Annotated in this window: 23 protein-coding genes; all 23 read right to left on the bottom strand. The window is 40.7% G+C overall.

Annotated elements, in window-relative coordinates; all coding sequences use genetic code 11:
* Positions 1 to 38: 38 nt before the first annotated feature.
* The 23 genes from V6669_RS12400 to V6669_RS12290 all read right to left on the bottom strand — a co-directional run bounded on the left by V6669_RS12400 (position 39) and on the right by V6669_RS12290 (position 18,149).
* Positions 39 to 455, bottom strand: coding sequence for a hypothetical protein (locus tag V6669_RS12400; protein WP_338594040.1), 417 nt, complete (start codon positions 453 to 455; stop codon positions 39 to 41).
* 26 nt (positions 456 to 481) lie between these two features.
* Positions 482 to 1,510: an alpha/beta hydrolase gene (locus V6669_RS12395; protein WP_338594038.1), complete on the bottom strand. Its 1,029-nt coding sequence runs from the start codon at positions 1,508 to 1,510 to the stop codon at positions 482 to 484.
* A gap of 51 nt (positions 1,511 to 1,561) precedes the next feature.
* Positions 1,562 to 2,197, bottom strand: a complete 636-nt coding sequence (locus tag V6669_RS12390; protein WP_338594037.1) for a hypothetical protein — start codon at positions 2,195 to 2,197, stop codon at positions 1,562 to 1,564.
* The gene (locus tag V6669_RS12385; protein ID WP_338594035.1) at positions 2,194 to 2,739 is read right to left on the bottom strand and encodes a GNAT family N-acetyltransferase; all 546 of its coding nucleotides are present in this window, start codon (positions 2,737 to 2,739) and stop codon (positions 2,194 to 2,196) included. Before V6669_RS12385 ends, V6669_RS12390 begins: the two co-directional genes overlap by 4 nt.
* Before the next feature lie 349 nt (positions 2,740 to 3,088).
* Complete coding sequence (locus V6669_RS12380; RefSeq protein WP_338594032.1) at positions 3,089 to 3,556, bottom strand: NUDIX domain-containing protein; 468 nt, start codon at positions 3,554 to 3,556, stop codon at positions 3,089 to 3,091.
* Between the two features lie 26 nt (positions 3,557 to 3,582).
* A complete protein-coding gene (locus V6669_RS12375) occupies positions 3,583 to 4,521 on the bottom strand; it encodes a serine hydrolase (RefSeq protein WP_338594029.1) in 939 nt (312 codons plus the stop codon).
* A 45-nt stretch (positions 4,522 to 4,566) separates the two neighbouring features.
* Entirely contained in the window at positions 4,567 to 5,010 is a 444-nt protein-coding gene (locus V6669_RS12370) for a GNAT family N-acetyltransferase (RefSeq protein WP_289392134.1), read from the bottom strand.
* A 59-nt stretch (positions 5,011 to 5,069) separates the two neighbouring features.
* Positions 5,070 to 5,528 carry a GNAT family N-acetyltransferase gene (locus tag V6669_RS12365; protein WP_338594024.1) on the bottom strand — a complete coding sequence of 153 codons (459 nt, stop codon included), beginning with the start codon at positions 5,526 to 5,528 and terminating at the stop codon, positions 5,070 to 5,072.
* Complete coding sequence (locus tag V6669_RS12360) at positions 5,525 to 6,094, bottom strand: hypothetical protein (RefSeq protein WP_338594022.1); 570 nt, start codon at positions 6,092 to 6,094, stop codon at positions 5,525 to 5,527. Before V6669_RS12360 ends, V6669_RS12365 begins: the two co-directional genes overlap by 4 nt.
* A 40-nt stretch (positions 6,095 to 6,134) precedes the next feature.
* Complete coding sequence (locus tag V6669_RS12355) at positions 6,135 to 6,692, bottom strand: GNAT family protein (protein WP_338594020.1); 558 nt, start codon at positions 6,690 to 6,692, stop codon at positions 6,135 to 6,137.
* A 2-nt stretch (positions 6,693 to 6,694) separates the two neighbouring features.
* Positions 6,695 to 7,192 carry a GNAT family N-acetyltransferase gene (locus tag V6669_RS12350; RefSeq protein ID WP_338594019.1) on the bottom strand — a complete coding sequence of 166 codons (498 nt, stop codon included), beginning with the start codon at positions 7,190 to 7,192 and terminating at the stop codon, positions 6,695 to 6,697.
* Between the two features lie 401 nt (positions 7,193 to 7,593).
* Positions 7,594 to 8,061: a DUF2691 family protein gene (locus V6669_RS12345; RefSeq protein WP_338594017.1), complete on the bottom strand. Its 468-nt coding sequence runs from the start codon at positions 8,059 to 8,061 to the stop codon at positions 7,594 to 7,596.
* A 132-nt stretch (positions 8,062 to 8,193) separates the two neighbouring features.
* Positions 8,194 to 8,736: a GNAT family protein gene (locus V6669_RS12340; RefSeq protein ID WP_338594016.1), complete on the bottom strand. Its 543-nt coding sequence runs from the start codon at positions 8,734 to 8,736 to the stop codon at positions 8,194 to 8,196.
* Between the two features lie 128 nt (positions 8,737 to 8,864).
* Positions 8,865 to 9,395: an AAA family ATPase gene (locus V6669_RS12335; RefSeq protein WP_338594015.1), complete on the bottom strand. Its 531-nt coding sequence runs from the start codon at positions 9,393 to 9,395 to the stop codon at positions 8,865 to 8,867.
* Between the two features lie 12 nt (positions 9,396 to 9,407).
* On the bottom strand, positions 9,408 to 9,893 hold the full coding sequence (locus V6669_RS12330) for an N-acetyltransferase family protein (RefSeq protein ID WP_338594919.1): 486 nt from the start codon (positions 9,891 to 9,893) through the stop codon (positions 9,408 to 9,410).
* A gap of 74 nt (positions 9,894 to 9,967) precedes the next feature.
* Positions 9,968 to 10,318: a DUF952 domain-containing protein gene (locus tag V6669_RS12325; RefSeq protein ID WP_338594013.1), complete on the bottom strand. Its 351-nt coding sequence runs from the start codon at positions 10,316 to 10,318 to the stop codon at positions 9,968 to 9,970.
* A gap of 29 nt (positions 10,319 to 10,347) precedes the next feature.
* Positions 10,348 to 10,878: an AAA family ATPase gene (locus V6669_RS12320; RefSeq protein ID WP_338594012.1), complete on the bottom strand. Its 531-nt coding sequence runs from the start codon at positions 10,876 to 10,878 to the stop codon at positions 10,348 to 10,350.
* Between the two features lie 193 nt (positions 10,879 to 11,071).
* Positions 11,072 to 12,136: a polysaccharide deacetylase family protein gene (locus tag V6669_RS12315; RefSeq protein ID WP_338594011.1), complete on the bottom strand. Its 1,065-nt coding sequence runs from the start codon at positions 12,134 to 12,136 to the stop codon at positions 11,072 to 11,074.
* A 220-nt stretch (positions 12,137 to 12,356) separates the two neighbouring features.
* Positions 12,357 to 13,409, bottom strand: coding sequence for an ABC transporter substrate-binding protein (locus V6669_RS12310; RefSeq protein WP_076249728.1), 1,053 nt, complete (start codon positions 13,407 to 13,409; stop codon positions 12,357 to 12,359).
* Positions 13,410 to 13,517: 108 nt separating this feature from the next.
* A complete protein-coding gene (gene yjfF, locus V6669_RS12305; RefSeq protein ID WP_017689006.1) occupies positions 13,518 to 14,492 on the bottom strand; it encodes a galactofuranose ABC transporter, permease protein YjfF in 975 nt (324 codons plus the stop codon).
* Positions 14,482 to 15,525 carry an ABC transporter permease gene (locus V6669_RS12300; RefSeq protein WP_081745908.1) on the bottom strand — a complete coding sequence of 348 codons (1,044 nt, stop codon included), beginning with the start codon at positions 15,523 to 15,525 and terminating at the stop codon, positions 14,482 to 14,484. Before V6669_RS12300 ends, yjfF begins: the two co-directional genes overlap by 11 nt.
* Positions 15,526 to 15,529: 4 nt before the next feature.
* Positions 15,530 to 17,041 carry a sugar ABC transporter ATP-binding protein gene (locus V6669_RS12295; RefSeq protein WP_338594007.1) on the bottom strand — a complete coding sequence of 504 codons (1,512 nt, stop codon included), beginning with the start codon at positions 17,039 to 17,041 and terminating at the stop codon, positions 15,530 to 15,532.
* Between the two features lie 85 nt (positions 17,042 to 17,126).
* Positions 17,127 to 18,149 carry an ABC transporter substrate-binding protein gene (locus V6669_RS12290; protein ID WP_338594005.1) on the bottom strand — a complete coding sequence of 341 codons (1,023 nt, stop codon included), beginning with the start codon at positions 18,147 to 18,149 and terminating at the stop codon, positions 17,127 to 17,129.
* Positions 18,150 to 18,152: the final 3 nt, after the last annotated feature.

Raw genomic sequence — 18,152 nt, 5'->3', positions numbered from 1 at the left:
TATTGTTTTTTGTGACTATTTACTACAAAATAATCCATCTATCCGTTTAAGTGGATTGCTTGAATTTGTTCTCTATCAAAATCAATCATCATGATGTGATCGCGCAAAATATGATCTCCGCAAGATATTGTTGCGCCGTAGTCGGTTATACCGTTAAATGTGATATCCACACAATAGACTTCAATCTCATTAAACCAATTCTGATGTACCTTTTCCTGAAGTTCATTCTCATAATATTCTCGAAAGACAGTCTCACAAATAGAAAACCACTTAATGTAGTCTTCTATTTTATTAACCATTGAATCTAACAATGTATTAGTGGACACATATATTCGAACGTCATTTAAATCCTCATCCTGTATGCAATGTTTGAATATTTGCACTGTATTTTGCAGAGTGTAACATCGGTAACTTTCATCACTCTCTTCTTCAAGCTCAATGAATTCACTTAACAATATGATCTTGCTCCTCTCAATGCATATTAAAATAGCTCATTTAACCACTTTACGAATTTTTCTTTCTCCTCAAACTGTGGGTAATGCGCTGACTCGTTGAATACAATGAAGTCTTTGATCGGTGCATCCAATACATCAAAATAATCACGTGCTGCATTCGCAGTAGTCATATAATCATATTTACCCGTTACAAAATAGGTAGGAATCTCCAGATGATCAACAATATCAGGTAAATTTTGATCAAATGCTTCCTTCAGTAAGATGTCTTGTGAACTGAACATCCCTGTATAAAAGCGAATCATATCCAGCCCATTATATTCGGGATTTAAAAGGAATCCTGAAATATAATCTCTATTCTCGTTGATGAGTCTGGCTGCACCACCGTACTTTTGCAACAAAATTCTAGGCGTAAGTTCCTTTCCTTGCTCGATCGAGCTGCGAATTAGCTCCAGTTTTTTAACATCATCTTCATTGCCGGCTTGTTTTGCTTGCTCGTACGTGTACTCCAAACTTTCCAGTTCGCTCTGAAGTGTATTAGCCATCTGTCCAATGCCTATATAAGCGTGAAACTGAGTGGGTGCTTTAGCCGCAGCTTTCAAACCGATATATGTACCAAATGAATGACCAATTAATATAACCTTCTCTTGATTTAACTCCTTAGATACATAATCCCTTAACGCTAACAAATCATCTACTAATACCTCTGTTGTCAGATTCGAGTAATCCTCAAAAAAGTGATAGGACTTCCCACTCCCACGTTGATCGTAATGCACCACTGTGAAGTGTTGCTCAAGCTCTTTCTGATACTTCCTTACGTACGGAATCTCCGAGCATCCCGGCCCGCCATGCACAAAAATCAGGATCGGATTACTCCGGTCAACACCCCTGATCATGACTTCATGTCCTGTACCGTTAATTTCGACCTGCTCTAACATGCTGATGCTGTTTTCACCTTTAATTTTGGGTGTCCATGTGGGAAATATCAGTGCTACTATAATCATTAACATAATACTGAAAATGCTGTATTTGAGTGTTTTACGTATTTTGTTTCGCATGTAATGCTCCTTAAATAATAAGTTTCATTTGTAATTCTACCAACGGTTCATTTATCGTAACGGATACAGCAATTCAACGGGTTCTTTCACCAGCTCTTCTTGGAATATGTAATTGTGATCGGCTCCTACGATACAGAGGATTCGTTTTCCTGGATGAGCTTCAATTGTATTTCTGACTCTTTGAACCATAATCTGATTACGGACCACCCAGCGAAAGTTCTGTGCCTTCGGATTTACCTCATGCAACCATTCATATTTTTGTCTGGTTACGCGGTCGAACTCCTTTGAATTAAAAGGAATCTCGCCAAACCGATACGTCTCCATTTGCTCCGCAAACCAATGATCGTCCAGTTGTTCAAGTTCTTGGCGTTCCTCGCCCGAATAACCGTTGAATGGATCAAAAGCATTCCACACATCCAATTCAAACCAATCAATAGGGACAAATGGGATGTTATGCTTCTCGCATAAAGGGAAGACCAATTCCCAATACTCACTAGCTGGTTCTCCCCAGTATCCTCTATCATGTTTGTCCTTCAGGTACCTCAACCAACTCTGCGGATGAACTTCACCACAAATGAGATCTGGTTTAAACTCAGTTATCACATTCTTGTAAAGAGAAAGGGAACAATGATATCGCTCCCTGAGTTCTGGATTATGAATGGTTCCGAGTATCCCAACCGTTGTCATGTGCCCAGCTCCTTTATCATATGTATATCGTTAGGCTCTTTGTCATAAAGTTCTTGATCAATCTCGCTTGCAATCTGACTGCCCTGACTTTTATAAAAGGATACCGCTGATTTCGTCTCTGTGGAGGAGATATACAGATACTGTGCACCACGTTTCTTAGCCTCTTCACCTAACTCGTTTAGAATACGTTTTCCAATACCTTGTCTTCTGTACCCGTGTGAGACATACATCAAGTCAACTTGTAATTGATTTCGTTCTTTTCCTCTATATTGATGTGCCAGCACTCCAAATCCGATTAATTGATCGTCAGCAAACGCTCCATATGCCATGCCACCTTGTTCTAATTCGTACACATATCGATTTTGAATCTCTTTTAGAAGCATCTCATCCCAGTTGGAGCACTCATGATTTTGTTCAAGCTCAACCAATCGGTTCTCTTTCATTTCATAAATGAGATCAATATGTTCCGAGCGATCTATTTCCTGCAGCTGATTCACATCATCAAGGGTCAACGTTCTATACGTTATCATGATTGTTGCCATCTCTCCTTCCTCATGTTATTTCTAAGATCCTATGGCTTTATAGATCGAAGTCTGTATTTATCAAAAACTCTTTTATCGTACAAAATAGTGTATTCCTTGTTCTCTTCAATTAGTTTTGACATATCCATCGGAACGGCTATTGTTCTTTCAAGATTATTAAAATTAATTACAGTCATTTCATTTTCACTAATCTTTTGAACAGTAACTGCTTCAAAAATTGAAGTTCGAAAGGAATTCCATAGCAAAATTAAAATCAATAAAAGTAATAGTGACATGATGAGTCCCTTATTCTTATTCACTAGTTCTTTTCATCTCCTTTAGTTTCAAAACAGAGCTCCTCCAACTAAAACTAGCTTATTTTAATTTCAGGTAACTCATTCAAATGATTTATTTCGATAGTGTATTTCTTAAGTTTATGGTTCTCAAGTCCATCCCATCTATCCGAGAAATGATAAAACATATCTCCGAAATTCATACCTTCAGGTAATACATCCACAAGCTTTATTTCATCAATTTCAGACTCCGGTAAGCTCTCCAGCCATTTAACCTCAGCATAAGAGACCATACCAAAGCTCCCATTCCATTCATATACTCCATAAGGTGTTAATTCGAAGTGTACTGCACCTGTCTCTTCATAGAGTTCTCGACTTGCCGTGTGTAAAAGTGTTTCCCCTATTTCTTTGTTGCCTCCTGGGATCTCCCAACCTCCTCTTTTCCTATTTTTTATAATGATGAATTTATTATTGTATTTCGCGATCATAACTGCAAATTTGATTAACTCTGGATCAAGTTCATCTAGATCAAACCAGTGGCTCATGTTATCTCTCCCATAAACAACTATTCTTACAATATATAATTGTTAAACCATTGAAGTGGTAACAAGCTATCATCGGATATAATCGTTGTGAATACCGCAACCAATCCTCGCTTTTGGTTAACAAAGATATATTGCCCTCGTCCACCGCCCATACCCATAGCATAAAACGTTTTATTTTCAGCGTCTTCTTCCTTGATGCTTTTCATTATGCGCCAGTGAAAGCTATATAAGGGTTCGGAAGTAAGAGAAGGACTTACACTTCTAGCAATCCAGTCAGCAGAGATGAGTTGTTTAGAATTCCACTTCCCATTCTGAGCGTATAACACCCCAAACTTCAACATATCTTCGATCTTCATTCGCAAACCAAAACCACCTATGGCAATCCCTTGTGTATCCTGATACCAATGAAAATCGTTAATACCTAGAGGTGCAAATAAGTTCTTTTTTGCAAATTCCGAAGTGTTCATATGAGTAGCTTTTTGCAATATGGCGCTAAGTATATGCGAACTCCCGCAACTATATTTCATTTGGGTTCCAGGTTCGAATTCAACAGGTTGTTCAAGAACAAATTTCGTCCAATTCCTAGATGGAATCATCGCTTCATTCCCTGGAAAGTGCAAGCCCGAAGACATCGTTAACAGATGCTTAATCGTAATCCCCATTTTGCTATCATCCAGATCGTTAAAATAATTTACAATTGGAATATCCTCATTCTCAATGTAACCTTGTTGTATAGCGATTCCCACCAATGCGGAGAGCACACTTTTTGTAATTGAATTCACTTTATGTTGTTTTTCTTTCGTTTTTCGATTCCGATAAAATTCATATTGAATTGCGCTTTCTCGGTATATGATGCAGCTCTCCGCTTTATTTCTTTTTATCTCTCTTTCGAGATCATTAAATTCAGTGATATGTAACCCTCCCTTGTGGCTCGCATACTTTCCGCCATCCTTTTGTTTCTCCATAAAATTCATCTTTCGTTAAACCCAATACTATGTTAGGTACTCGTCTTATAATCTTTTTTTCATAAAATATTGAATGATTCCATCAGGATACTCGTCAATTAATCCAAACACTTCATAGCCCATTTTTTGATAAAATTTTGGTGATTGATATGAAAATGTGCTTGTGTGTGCAAGCTTACATCCTAATTCAGAAGCCATGCTTTCTGCTTGCATGATTAAAGACTTCCCATATCCTTTCTTTCTGTGTTCCTCATCTATCCAAAAATTATCAATATATAATGTTTCACAATATGTAGCACAGAAGATCCCACCAACTGCCTTACCTGTCTTGTCCCGTAAAAAAAGATTGATAGTCTTTCCAGGCTTCTTTAATAATCCATTTGTTTCAGAGACGTTATAGTTATATAAGTTATTACAAACTTTTTTGTAGTCTTCTTCATGATCATCAAATACGATTTGTAATTCATCCTTATGATTCTTACTATTCAATGTTTAAGTCACCTCATTTAGAAAATCATCACATGTAATCTTTACACTATTCAAATTTCTTATTTTATTTCCAACCTGTAGATCACTTCATCATCTGAATTGGTTCTATTCTCACTGATAAACAACATGCTCTTATACAAGTTCTGTGCTATTTCATTATTCCGTTCAACCGTTAATGAAATAACCTTGCACAACGGATGCTGTTTCGTAATGAAATCTAGAATGGCTCTTATAGCGAGCCTTCCCATTCCTTTACCTTGATAGGATTTATCGATTTGAAAACCACCAATCCAGTAATTATCTGTACTATCTGGCGTATAACTCAGATAAAAGAAACCAAATACCTTCCCATCGATCTCAAGTACGTAAGGATCAAATGCTTCATCCCACGGTTTTATATAGGCGTAAGCGATCCCCTCAACAACGGATGGAACTAATGACGCTTGGTGTTCATACAAAGAGATCTTCAGAGCTTCTTCCCAATTCTCTCGTGTGACTAGTTGAATTTTTATATTCACCACTGTATCTCCTCTTTCGATAATCTTTGATTACCTCTAAGGTTCTTTTCACTCTCACTTACAACCACTTTCAAATGATGTTCAATCAACTGTATCACTTGTTTTGTATTCTTCGTGATTGTTGCAGTCTTATGGTTTTCATTAATTGAACATATAACTTCTTCTATATTATATTGATGGTTCCATTTCACAATCATTTTGCATAAGTTCTTGAATGACTGCTTGTAATTCCAAGGTTGCAAGCCCATTCTGGACAATACAAACCTCTTTATAATTCGATAATCTCTAATGAAAACATTTGGAGCTAATACAAAAATCAAATCCGCTTCCTGGATGGACGCTATTGTCCAATCTTTGCACTGTACTCCTTCTATGATCCAAGCTTCTGAACTGACAATAGACTGGACTGATTCATCCCTAACACTTTCAGGATATCTCAGATTTTCGGCGCTTCTGTCCCATATGAGATTGTCTAATTCATAGGAAGGAATACCGTATTTATCCGATAATTCTTTGGCTAATGTTGATTTCCCACTACCGCAAGATCCAATAATACGAATTCTCATACACTCTACTGGCAACCTGTCGTTTTTGTTCATCAGTCTGTTAGCTTAATACGTTGGGCTTATAATCTTTCTTCAAAAATGCATAGATGACATTATCAACAAATCGATCTTTCCAATAATAATGTTCTTTCAATATGCCTTCTTCACTGAAACCAATTTTCTCAAGCAACTTTCTTGATCCCGCGTTCTCTGGCTCTACAAATGCTTCAATTCTATTTAATTCAAGGTTCTTGAATCCATATTCAACGATTTTCTGAGTTACCTCGGTCATATAACCCTGTCGCCAAAACTCCGGTGCTAACTCATATCCCATCACAGCTTTATGATGTTGTTTCATCCAACCATGAAATCCGCATGTTCCAATAACTCTGTTGTCCGATTTCAAAGCAATTCCCCAGCGGATGACCTGACCATTTTCGAATCGTTCAGTCCATCTTTGTATGAGTTCTTCTGCTTGTTTGGTATTCGTAAAACTTTCTACATCGTAGAATCTTGTAACTTCATCCGAAGAAAAATATTGAAATATGTCTTGCGAATCACTCTGTTTACTCTCTCTTAACAGCAATCTTTTGGTTTCTAGTTCAGGAAATAGAGTCATATTCACTTCACCTCAATCGAGTACACTGCTACATTTTTCCCAATGATGTCTACGTCCTTCTCGTGTTTCATGCCATTCTTTTGCGCGACTTTCATAGAACCCACATTGCCATGTTGAATTAAAGATATTAATCTTTTCTTCTTCAAGTGATCCATGCCATACTCTTTCCACGCTTTTGCTTGTTCATATCCGTAACCCATTTCCCAGTATTGCTCGATAACCCAGTAACCAACTTCAAGCTCATCAGTGCCTTCAATGATTTGAGGAATCAGTCCAGAGGTTCCAATTAACTTGTTATCCTCTTTGTTGAATGCGAGGAACAACCCCTTATCGTCTTTATTCCAGTTGATGAACTTTTCCAGGCTTTGCATGGTTTCTTCCTTCGTCCAGGGTCCGCCATGTCTTATAAATTTCATCATATTCGGCTCGCGTGTCATCTCAAAAAGTAAATCGAAATCATTTTTGGTATATTTCCGAAATATAAGTCGTTCTGTCTCCATCTTTCTCTCAGCTCCTTTTTTATTCATAAAGATGTAATCGTATTCATAAATGCTCAAATATCATGGGGAAACGAACTAGAGTGTGTCTTCCAACTCAGGCGATTTTCTAAGGAACACAGGACATCTTATTCGGCCTTCCCGTCCTCTTTTAAAATTGTTAGCAACATGAGACATCTTATTTCCCAAAATCATCTGATAAAAACACTACAAAAGGCTATTTTTTCTGATATAGCGTGTCTCAGATTCCTTAGATTTCGGAGGACGTTTCAAATTCCTGAACAAGACGTGTCAGGTTCGTTAGCGTTAACACCTAACACCTAAACTCATCGCTAAGTTAACGCATATCAACGTATGCATGGGATGGTCTATCAAACCTTAGCAGTTAATCCCAAGCCCCTTTATCACCAGACCGATAGTATTGTCCTCGTATCATTCTCATCCGTTAAATATTCGAGAGATTCAAATCCCTGTCTATTTATATGATTATATAATTCCTCGACTTTTTCTAAATCTTTACAATAAACTGTGACGTAGGTACTATCGATTACAAGAAGAACCATCTGACACTCACTCTCCACATAATCTTCATAGGTGATTACATCTGTTATTTGTGTGCCTTTTGAAAATGCTTTTAAATTCGCAAATATTAAATAATACTCGTTGTTATCAATAAGCTTCTGTAATTCTTCTCCATTCATACCAATAATCATCTCCGGAAAAAGATCACCCCCTAACGTATCATCAACAACGAAGTAGGACTCCTCCTCACCAATAAACCAATTAAAATTAGATACTTCCATTGGTTTTAAAATCTCCCCAAGAAAACGACCATAGGCATTTGGTATTTCAAAACGTATTCCTCTGTTCATCTGCTCACCCTTTTTATGCATATATATTAGTACATTAATCTTTTGATTTTTGGAAAACGCAATCGAAATTAATAAAGAATACAACTGAACAAAGCTATTGAGTTTGACATTCCAATTTTATGCCTCTGGAGACTATGACTGCTCATATTCAGTTTTCAAGATACTCATGCAAACACTATCCCAGTATTTCCCTTTTTTATATATCTTCTTTCTGTATCTTCCTTCTTCTTTAAAGCCACATTTTAAATAACATTTGTAAGCAATCTCATTATACTCGTACACTTCAAGTTCTAATCTGTTTAAATTCAGCTCTTCGAAGACAAACTTCTGTAGTACACGGATTGCTTCAGTCCCATAACCTTTACCTAAAAATTCTTTTCTCCCTATTACAATTGCTAAACATGCAAAGCGGTTTTTATAATCAATTTTGTACAAATCGATCTGGCCTATATAATCTAGCGAATCCTTTAACCCGATAATAAAACTTTTATTTGAAGACTTGCCTTCAACCATTGTTCTGAAAAAGGATTCCGTCTCATAACTCGAATGAGGATACAAAAAATTATCTGATAAAGTCCCTGTAATTTCCGGATCATTCACCCATTGTTTGATGTAATCCACATCAGAATCCTGGTATTCTCTTAACACAATTCTTTCTCCATAAATACGAGACATCGTTAATCCTCCCAGCTAATCTTTTTTCTTCTGCACCATTCTTAATAACATCTAATGATTTTTTCTACCTCTTATTGGTTATTCAACGTTCGTGCATTTTTTCAATTCGAAGCATAATAACAGTACAGTTATTTCAATCGATATTTCTCATTTTTTATAATTTCGCTTACTATTCCAGGTAATTGTGCTTCTGTAAAATGACTAGTATACAGCTTGTTATCTACTCTGAGATCCGGATGATTTTCAAACTCATCCAGCAGAATTGTACTTCTTTCTTTCATTTGATATTCTTCTGCTCTTAGACGGTCTCTACGAATAATGGTTTGACGATCAACCATTAATACAACATAGATTATGCGAACATGATAGTCTGCCAATTCTGTCATTAACCCATCCATGTCTTCCGGAAAGGCCACATAGTCCAGCACTACATCGTATTTATAATCCAATAAGTTTTTCACTAGGCTAGATATATTTTTCCAAGTTAAGTCGTTTGTATCCTTATCAAGCCAGGGTTTACCTCTCCCTTTGACCGGAAAATGACTAACCGCATCTCCAGAAATGTAGGCACTTTTATCTAAAGTCTGAACCAGCAGCTTGGAAGTTGTAGATTTCCCTACTCCAGGGGGGCCAGATATAATATATAGGTTTTTACTCATTTCTTATTCTCCTTACAATATCTTTTGGAAACTTCCAATATCCAGTTTTCTATCGAATTTATATCCAATCTCTTTAAACAGAGCACATTGTTCATAACCATTTCTCTCAAATAATGATTTACTTCTTGTATTCTCCATGCAAATTGTCGCAATTAAGGTATGGAATCCTTGTTCTTTTGCAACCTTCTCAATGAAACCTAGTGCTTGTTTCCCCAAGCCTTTTCCCAAAATATCGTGCTTTAGATATATGGTGACTTCACCACAAATGTCATATGCCTGTTTACTCTTATATTGGGTGATCAGAACATAGCCCATCATTTGGTTGTTTTCAAGCATTACATAAGTTTTATACCGTGTATCTTTGTTCATTACAGAGGATTTAATCTGATCAAGATTTAATTCCTCCGTATGAAACGAAATCGTTGTATTCATTACATAATAGTTATAAATCTCTCTAATTTCAGGGAGGTGCTGTTCGGTTACCTCTTCAAAAGTCACAGTCGTCAATTAGGTTCCATCCTCTTCTGTTCAATTTCTTCAACGAAACCAGCGTCTATCCAAGAAATCTGACATCACTGCATGTTCTCTAAATCAGGAGGTAGCGAAAATCTCCCTTCTTCATTAGGCTCAAAATCATATGTATGAGTTACAGCGTCAAGATTTAACTCACCGTAAATATGAGGATATTCCCTGCCTTCATTATACAGATCTTCCCATATAACTTCTGATTTTATTTTAGATGCATCCAAGCAAAGTAATACTAACCCCTTTGTCCCATGGTAATTATAATTAGCCACAGCTACGATCTTATCCACAGGTGAGCAATGAATAAAACCTTCCTTTTCTAAAGATGCTGCTCTATATACCCCATTGATCAACGCGGCTTCCCAATCTTTTCTTGAGAGTACATGTACAATCATCATCCTAAAATCCTCCTTAATAAAAAAGATAATTATTTGGATAGAACCTTCTTCAAAATGAGTTCTATGATTTCACTAGTCTCCAAATGATCGGTAATAATCCGAGTTTGAAATTGTTCATCCTTGAAAGCTTCAACACACTTTGGTGCTTGTTGATATTGACAGCCTCCATATTCATCTCCGCGTTTAGCCAAACGATGATAAATCGTCTCTTCTGTAGCCGTTAAGCAAAAATGATAAATGTTCTGATCAATCTCTTTTAACCCGTTATAAATGTAATTAAAGTTTTCCTCTTTATAGATGGTCATGGGGACAATTAAGTGTCTGTTGTATTTCTGCTTTACTTCTTTAGCTGTCTTTACGGTTAGAATTTTCCATAGATCGATATCTTGAAAATCATCCGTACGTTCCCTCTCCTCTCTACAATTCTCCGGAAGAAGTTTTCTCAGCATATAACCTATTTCTTCAGGATCGTATATCATACTGTTTGCAATCAAAAGTTGAAGTGCTTCTGCTGCAGAAGTTTTCCCCGAACCAAACGCTCCGTTAATCATAATGATCATTTGATCAATCCACTCCTATTCCATAAATGGTTTCAATACACACCAAATTTTTCCTATCCTCAATTTCATCCATTATAAATGTTTTCCCTCCACTTTTGTGTTACAAAATGGCCAAAAACATGATGAAATCCCATTGGATTAACCCAACGGGATTTCATTATAGTGAATTGTTTTTCAATTAACCTTGAGCTTGTTAATGTATTTCCAAGTAATCGATGTATATATCCCATGTACCGTCATCGGCTGTTACAACCAACTCAATGACCTGATTTCCCGTTCCGTGGCTGATATTATTCAGGGTATAGACCGCTGGAGAGCTCCCGCCAAAGTAAAAGGTTCCCTTCGTCTGTCCGCCAATCTTCAAATCAACTCTCGCCATGTTGGCATTGTTTGAAGCTCCACGAAGTGAAAAATTGTGAGTGCTCGTTGCAAAATTCTGAGTATATTTAACCAAATCATTGTTAGCATAAAGGACCACGCCATTGAAAGGAGAACTGATATTGCCGGTGTATTGCCCACCTTTGGTCATATTCTCAGCTTCCACTTTTGTTCCGTTACTTGGCGGATTCGTAGTGCTACTATCGGGTGCAACTGCCCGACCGGTCGTTGATGAGATCATGCCGGAGCAAAGGCCACGATTCTTCAGATTTTGTGCAATCTGTGGAATGGCTTGAAGTGTCGTCTGGTACTGATCATGCATTAGAATGACGTCACCACTTTTCATCGTGTTCACTGCTGCTACAATCTGGTTCGCGCTGGCGCCATTCCAGTCTTGAGAATCTACGTTCCACAGTATTTCCTTCAGGCCGTTTTGGCTCACAACGGATTTCAAGGTCGCATTTGTCGCACCGTAAGGAGGTCTGAACAGTTTAGGTGAACTTCCGGTAATGGACTGGATTGTCTGCTGTGTCCGTGTAATCTCTGACGACATCTGAGCGCTGTTTAATGTAGTCATATTCGGATGTGTATAGGAATGATTGCCAATCCACATACCAGCTGCTACTTGTGCAGAAACCAGAGATTGATTATTTTGTGCATTTTGTCCAACATTGAACATCGTTGCCCGTAAACCAGCTTGCTTCAACGCGTTAAGCATGTTTGTTGTATTTCCAGATGGGCCATCATCAAACGTCAGACCTACATAACCATTCGGACAACTTGCATCTGCAGCACGAGCATCGGGCACCGCCGGGATAGAAAACAAGGTACCAAAAAGTGCGAGAGATATTACCGCCTTTGCTAGCTTTACTTTAAACATAAAATTACCTCCTCATAATATATTCACAGCATACTACCTTCTACACTCCCTCTCTTTATCAAACTTTCACCCTCGAAAAAAAAGCGCTTTCATATGCACGTAATCCGCTACGCCCTTTCTCATAGATAAGAGCTTTAGTTCAAGGTGAGTTCAGTATAAACGATAACTTTATTTAAAGTAAATTGAATTTTATCCAAAATGTTCTATTTATTCACGTATTCTAGAATCGCCTGTTGTACATCTCCCGTTTAGCACTTTCCTGTGTAAAAATGTCTTCCGGGGGCACCATGCGCTTCGGGAGTGTACGCCCTGCAATAATTTCTTTTGTAGCCTGCATAAGCTGAGGACCAAGCAGCGGATTACATTCCACCACAGCGTTGATTTTCCCACTCGCCAGAATTTCAAGTGCTTTGCGGGAGCCGTCCACCGAAACAATGATAATGTCTTCTCCCGGCTTCAGCCCAACTTCTTCTATCGCTTGTATGGCGCCAAACGCCATTTCATCATTATGGGCAAAAAGAACCTGCGGCCGTTTGTCTTCCGGGACCTGAAGGAATTCTTTCATCACTTGTTTGCCATTGTCCTCCGTAAAATCGGCAGGAGCACTTTGTGAGAAGATGATATCTGCTCTGGTTTCGAAAATGCTTCTAAAGCCCTCGCCACGCTGGATAGAGGGTGTAGAACCACTTGTGCCTTGCAGTTCGGCAATCCGTATCAAACCCGGATGATTTCGCATCCGATCCTGAATGTACTTCCCGGCCTTCACACCTTCCTCATAAAAGTCCGATCCAATCGTTGTCACAAAAAGTGAAGTGTCTTTGACATCAACTGACCGGTCTACGATAATTACGGGTATACCTGCATCCCTGGCCTCCTGAAGAATACCATCCCAGCCCGATTCTACGACCGGTGCAATGGCAATGACATCCACCTTTTGCCTGATGAACGACCGAACAGCCTCGAACTGTTTCGTCTGAGACTGTTCTGCATTTTTTATTACAAGGGAGATTCCCGATTCAGCCGCAGCATTCCGAATAGACGTGGAGTTTGCCAGACGCCAGGCACTCTCTCTGCCCAGTTGTGAAAAACCCAAGACAATCGGTTTCGTAGAGGTATCCCTTGCTACCGCTGATTCCATCCATTCCTCAACGGAGGGAAGAGTTTCTAAGTTGTTAGACGAGATGGGAGGAGGAACAGATTCAGACTCAGGGGTTGTGCAGCCGACAAGCAGCAGTAGAATGAACAAACACAACCAGTTCACATGTCTTCTCACTCACGTATCCCCCATCTCCATGTTACGCTCAGCATTCAGCAATGCAGAGCGCATATTGTTATATCATTGTGTCGGTATCCGTATTCAATATCATTTAATTCGATCAACTTAATGCAGTGATTTCGAGGATACTCGCCGCCCGCTAAGAAGTCGCTGGAACAAAATAAAAACAAACAGCATCAGGCCAATCACAATCTTGGTCCACCATGAGCTGAGCGTACCTTCGAAGCTAATTATAGTTTGGATAGCCCCCTGGATCAATACACCAATAAAGGTTCCCGCCACATACCCTACACCACCTGTTAACAAGGTGCCTCCGATCACAACAGCCGCGATGGTATCGAGTTCAAGACCCATGGCGTGTAATCCATAACCGGATAACATATAGAAGGTAAAGACAACACCGGCAAGCGCGGAACACAAACCGCTGAACGTGTACACCAGGATTTTGGTACGTGCAACCGGCAGTCCCATGAGCAACGCGGATTGCTCGCTTCCGCCGATGGCGTAAACGTTGCGCCCAAACCGGGTGTAATGTGCCAGGTAGATCGCGAGTAGTACAATGACCAGAGCAATAATCACATTAATGGAGACAAAGCTGCCCCCTGGCAGGGAAATCTTCGCCTGCGCAACCTGTGTGTAAAATGGATTCGTAATGGTAATGGTGTCGAGACTGATGACATAACACAGCCCCCGCGCCAAAAACATGCCTGCCAGTGTCACGATGAAAGGCTGAATTTTAAAATAGTGGATGATCGCCCCCATGACTGTGCCAAAGAGCGCACCCATGACAAGCACCATCGGTATAACGATCGCAGGCGACCACCCTTGCTTCTCGACCAGACTTGCGCTAATGATGGTCGTCAGCGCAATGACAGAACCTACCGACAGGTCGATTCCTCCCGATACAATCACAAAAGTCATGCCAATCGCCGTGATAATCAGAAATGCGTTATCAATGAGAAGATTAAGCAGTACCTGTGTGGAAAAGAACCCCGTATACCGGAAAGAGCCTATGGCAAACATCACGGCCAGCAAACCGAAGGTGACAAAGACCGGGAGATACTTACGATTAAGAAACATGGCGGTTAACCCCCTGTTCGGCTGGAAACTTCCGTTTTTTCCAACGGATCACCATAGAATTGCGGAATGAATCGGATTGAATCAAACATACGGCCAGTACAACAAAGGCTTTGACAACCAACGTAACTTCTGGCGGGACTCCAATCATATAGATCGTCGTTGTTAAGGTTTGGATAATGAGTGCTCCAACGACAGTACCCATTAGATAGAAACGACCACCATTGAGCGAAGTCCCCCCGATGACTACAGCAAGAATGGCATCAAGTTCATACCACAGACCTGCGTTGTTTCCATCCGCACTGGATACATTTGAGCTGAGAATAAGCCCGGCAATGCCGGCACACAGACCACAGAAGACATATACCGTGAGAATAACCGTTTTTGAACGAATACCTGCCAGTTGGCTCGCGTTTGCGTTACTTCCGACCGATTCGATAAACAGTCCCAGTGCCGTTTTTCTCGTCAACAGTGAGGCAACAAGCAGCACAGTTAATACGATGAAGATGGAAAAAGGCAATGCTGCAAGCGAACCTGCCCCGATATAGGCATAGTTTGCGTTGGATACAGTAATAATCTGTCCACTCGTAATCAATTGCGCAATCCCACGTCCAGCTACCATCAGAATAAGCGTTGCAATAATGGGTTGGATTCGGGCGACCGAAACCAGCGCCCCATTCCATATGCCCAAGATCAGTGAGAGACCTATAGATAATCCAAGTGCACCCAACATAAGCCCGAGCGAATTCTGATCCACTCCTCTGCTGATGCTCATACAAGCCACGGCACCGGAGATCGCTACAATGGAGCCCACGGACAAATCGATACCTCCGGTCGCAATCACCAGTGTCATACCGATCGATACCAGAATTAAGGGCGCTCCAAAATTGAGAATATCAATCAAGCTGCCATACAGATTCCCTTCACGCATGACGAGGGAGAAGAAATCCGGAGAGTACAGCAAATTAAAGATTAAAAGTAAACCAAGCATACATAACGGCCAAAACAAATGATGTTTACGCATCTTGCCCGCCATCTCTTTAACCTCCTGCCATTGCTTTCATGATTTGCTGTTGATGGATCTGATCCCCGCTAAGTTCTTGCACTTTTTTGCGGTCCCGGATTACGGCAATCCGGTGGCTGACACGAATCACTTCTTCCAGCTCGGACGAAATGAACAGCACGGCCATGCCCTGCTTCGACAGAGAGAGCACCAGCTTCTGTATTTCAGTCTTGGCACCGATATCAATTCCACGTGTAGGTTCATCGAGAATCAACAGATCGGGGTTCATCAGCAGCCACCGTGCAAGCAACACCTTTTGCTGATTACCGCCGCTCAGATTTTTAATTAAATGCTCCGGGTTTTTCGGATGGATATTTAACAGGTTGATGTACTTTTCGGCGATCTCATCCTGTTTCTTGCGTGAGATTGGTTTGGACCAGCCTCGTGTCGCTTGTAAAGCCAGAATAATGTTCTCCCGAATGGTCAAATCATCGATTATGCCTTCGGTTTTACGGTTCTCGGAGCAAAAAGCAATATTCTGATCAATTGCATGACGCGGAGACTTGACCGTACTTCCTGTACCTACAACGAGCAGCTTGCCTTCATCTGAACGATCTGCACCAAAGAAAAGGCGAGCAATCTCAGTACGACCAGACCCCAATAATCCAGCCAAGCCAACGACTTCTCCTTTGCGAATGTCCAGATCAAATGGCTCAATTGCTCCTTTGCGTCCAAGTGCCTTAGCGGTAATTAACATTTCTCCCGACTCCGCCTGGGCAGCATCTGCTTCCTTCGGAAGCTCCTCAAGCACCTCAAGCTCCTTGCCGATCATCTTGAGCACCAGTTCCATGCGTGGAAGTTCTGCGGCTATGTACTCTCCTTCCAATTCCCCGTTACGGAGCACCGTTAGACGATCCGACATTTCGTATACCTGATCAAGAAAATGAGTAACAAAAAGAATTGCGAGACCTTCACTCTTTAATTTGTGCATAATACGAAACAGTTGCTGAACCTCGTTTTTGTCCAGACTGGATGTGGGTTCATCCAATATGAGCACTTTTGCCGAGATGCTGAGTGCTCTTGCAATTGCAATCAGTTGTTGCATCGCGACCGAGTAGGTCTGTAAAGGAGCCTTAACGTCGATGGACAGATGTAATCTGTCTCGCAGAATGTTCTCCGCATCTTTGTTCATTTGCTTCCAATTGATTTTGCCAAATCGCATCGGCTCCCGCCCGATGAAAATATTCTCAGCGACCGTTAAGTTCGGACAAAGATTGACCTCTTGATAAACGGTACTGATTCCCGCCTTTTGCGCTTCAAGCGGACCGGAGATCGAAAGATGCCGGTTATCCATGGTTACCGTTCCTTCATCAATGGAATAAACGCCAGTCAGAACTTTAATAAGCGTCGACTTCCCCGCTCCATTCTCACCCATCAAGGCATGAATCTCGCCCGGAAACAAGCGAAAGCTGACGCTGGATAGCGCTTTAACCCCGGGAAATTGTTTGGTGATGCCTGTCATTTGCAAAATGGGTGCTTGCTCGGCCATATAACCCTCTCCTTTGTTATGGAAAAAAGTCATTTAGCGACAGCCTGGTCGAAAAATGACTTTTCGGTGTTATACGAATCTGCTTTTAATATTCGCGTGTTGGCAATGCTTCTTTGGCTTGCTCCGATGTGAAGGTCGTCTCATCCGTAACGATTCGGGGTTCGATGTCTTTCCCGTCCACTACCGATTGAACCGCTTCCATTAATTGAGGTCCTAACAACGGATTACATTCAACGATAAAGTTGATTTTGCCATCAGCAGCAGCCTGCATACCATCCTTCACGGCATCCACAGAGATAATGGTAATATCTACGCCTGGTTTCAATCCTGCCGCTTCAATGGCCTGAATTGCACCAAGTGCCATATCGTCATTATGTGCATAGAGAACATCTATTTTTTTATGTGCTTTGAGAAAAGCTTGCATGACTTCTTTGCCTTTGGCACGTGTAAAGTCACCTGATTGTGAAGCAATCACTTTAAGCTTCGAATTGGAAGCAATCAATTCCATAAAGCCCTCTTGACGGTCATTCGCTGGTGCGGAGCCTGTTGTACCCTGCAACTCAACGATATTGATCTCGTCTTGTGTGTCTTTGTATTGGTCACTAAGCCACTGACCTGCTTTGCGTCCTTCTTCTACAAAGTCGGAGCCAATAAAGGTTTTGTAGAGGGTTTTATCCGGCGAATCCACAGCACGGTCCGTCAAAATTACGGGAATGCCTGCATCCTTCGCTTCCTTCAATACGGTATCCCAACCGGATTCTACAACAGGGGAAAAAGCAATCACCGTCACCTTCTGCTGTATGAAGGATCGCAAAGCTTTAATTTGATTTTCCTGCTTCTGCTGCGCATCGGAGAATTTCAAATCATAACCTGCTTCTTTGGCTGAATCCTGAATCGACTTGGTATTCGCCGAACGCCAGCCACTCTCTGCACCAACCTGCGAAAAACCAAGCGTAATTGTTTTGGTGCTGGCAGGTGTACTGCCATTCCCACTCGTTGAAGTTTCATTATCCGAGCCTGCTCCTCCATTGGTACTGCTACATGCCGTGCTGACCAGCATCACCATAGCCAATGTTATGGCAAGTCCCCACTTTTTTTTGGTTCGCATGTT

The organism is Paenibacillus sp. Y5S-9, assembly GCF_036894235.1.
In the GTDB taxonomy this organism is placed as follows: Bacteria; Bacillota; Bacilli; order Paenibacillales; family Paenibacillaceae; genus Paenibacillus.
The sequence above is the reverse complement of the archived record's forward strand: the minus strand, read 5'-3'. Positions and strand labels throughout refer to the sequence as shown.

Coding starts and splice junctions, on each gene's coding strand:
- V6669_RS12395 (WP_338594038.1), bottom strand. CDS start 1,510: ATGCGAAACAAAATACGTAAAACACTCAAATACAGCATTTTCAGTATT.
- V6669_RS12390 (WP_338594037.1), bottom strand. CDS start 2,197: ATGACAACGGTTGGGATACTCGGAACCATTCATAATCCAGAACTCAGG.
- V6669_RS12385 (WP_338594035.1), bottom strand. CDS start 2,739: ATGGCAACAATCATGATAACGTATAGAACGTTGACCCTTGATGATGTG.
- V6669_RS12380 (WP_338594032.1), bottom strand. CDS start 3,556: ATGAGCCACTGGTTTGATCTAGATGAACTTGATCCAGAGTTAATCAAA.
- V6669_RS12375 (WP_338594029.1), bottom strand. CDS start 4,521: ATGGAGAAACAAAAGGATGGCGGAAAGTATGCGAGCCACAAGGGAGGG.
- V6669_RS12360 (WP_338594022.1), bottom strand. CDS start 6,094: ATGAGAATTCGTATTATTGGATCTTGCGGTAGTGGGAAATCAACATTA.
- V6669_RS12355 (WP_338594020.1), bottom strand. CDS start 6,692: ATGACTCTATTTCCTGAACTAGAAACCAAAAGATTGCTGTTAAGAGAG.
- V6669_RS12350 (WP_338594019.1), bottom strand. CDS start 7,192: ATGGAGACAGAACGACTTATATTTCGGAAATATACCAAAAATGATTTC.
- V6669_RS12345 (WP_338594017.1), bottom strand. CDS start 8,061: ATGAACAGAGGAATACGTTTTGAAATACCAAATGCCTATGGTCGTTTT.
- V6669_RS12340 (WP_338594016.1), bottom strand. CDS start 8,736: ATGTCTCGTATTTATGGAGAAAGAATTGTGTTAAGAGAATACCAGGAT.
- V6669_RS12335 (WP_338594015.1), bottom strand. CDS start 9,395: ATGAGTAAAAACCTATATATTATATCTGGCCCCCCTGGAGTAGGGAAA.
- V6669_RS12325 (WP_338594013.1), bottom strand. CDS start 10,318: ATGATGATTGTACATGTACTCTCAAGAAAAGATTGGGAAGCCGCGTTG.
- V6669_RS12320 (WP_338594012.1), bottom strand. CDS start 10,878: ATGATCATTATGATTAACGGAGCGTTTGGTTCGGGGAAAACTTCTGCA.
- V6669_RS12315 (WP_338594011.1), bottom strand. CDS start 12,136: ATGTTTAAAGTAAAGCTAGCAAAGGCGGTAATATCTCTCGCACTTTTT.
- yjfF (WP_017689006.1), bottom strand. CDS start 14,492: ATGTTTCTTAATCGTAAGTATCTCCCGGTCTTTGTCACCTTCGGTTTG.
- V6669_RS12300 (WP_081745908.1), bottom strand. CDS start 15,525: ATGGCGGGCAAGATGCGTAAACATCATTTGTTTTGGCCGTTATGTATG.
- V6669_RS12295 (WP_338594007.1), bottom strand. CDS start 17,041: ATGGCCGAGCAAGCACCCATTTTGCAAATGACAGGCATCACCAAACAA.
- V6669_RS12290 (WP_338594005.1), bottom strand. CDS start 18,149: ATGCGAACCAAAAAAAAGTGGGGACTTGCCATAACATTGGCTATGGTG.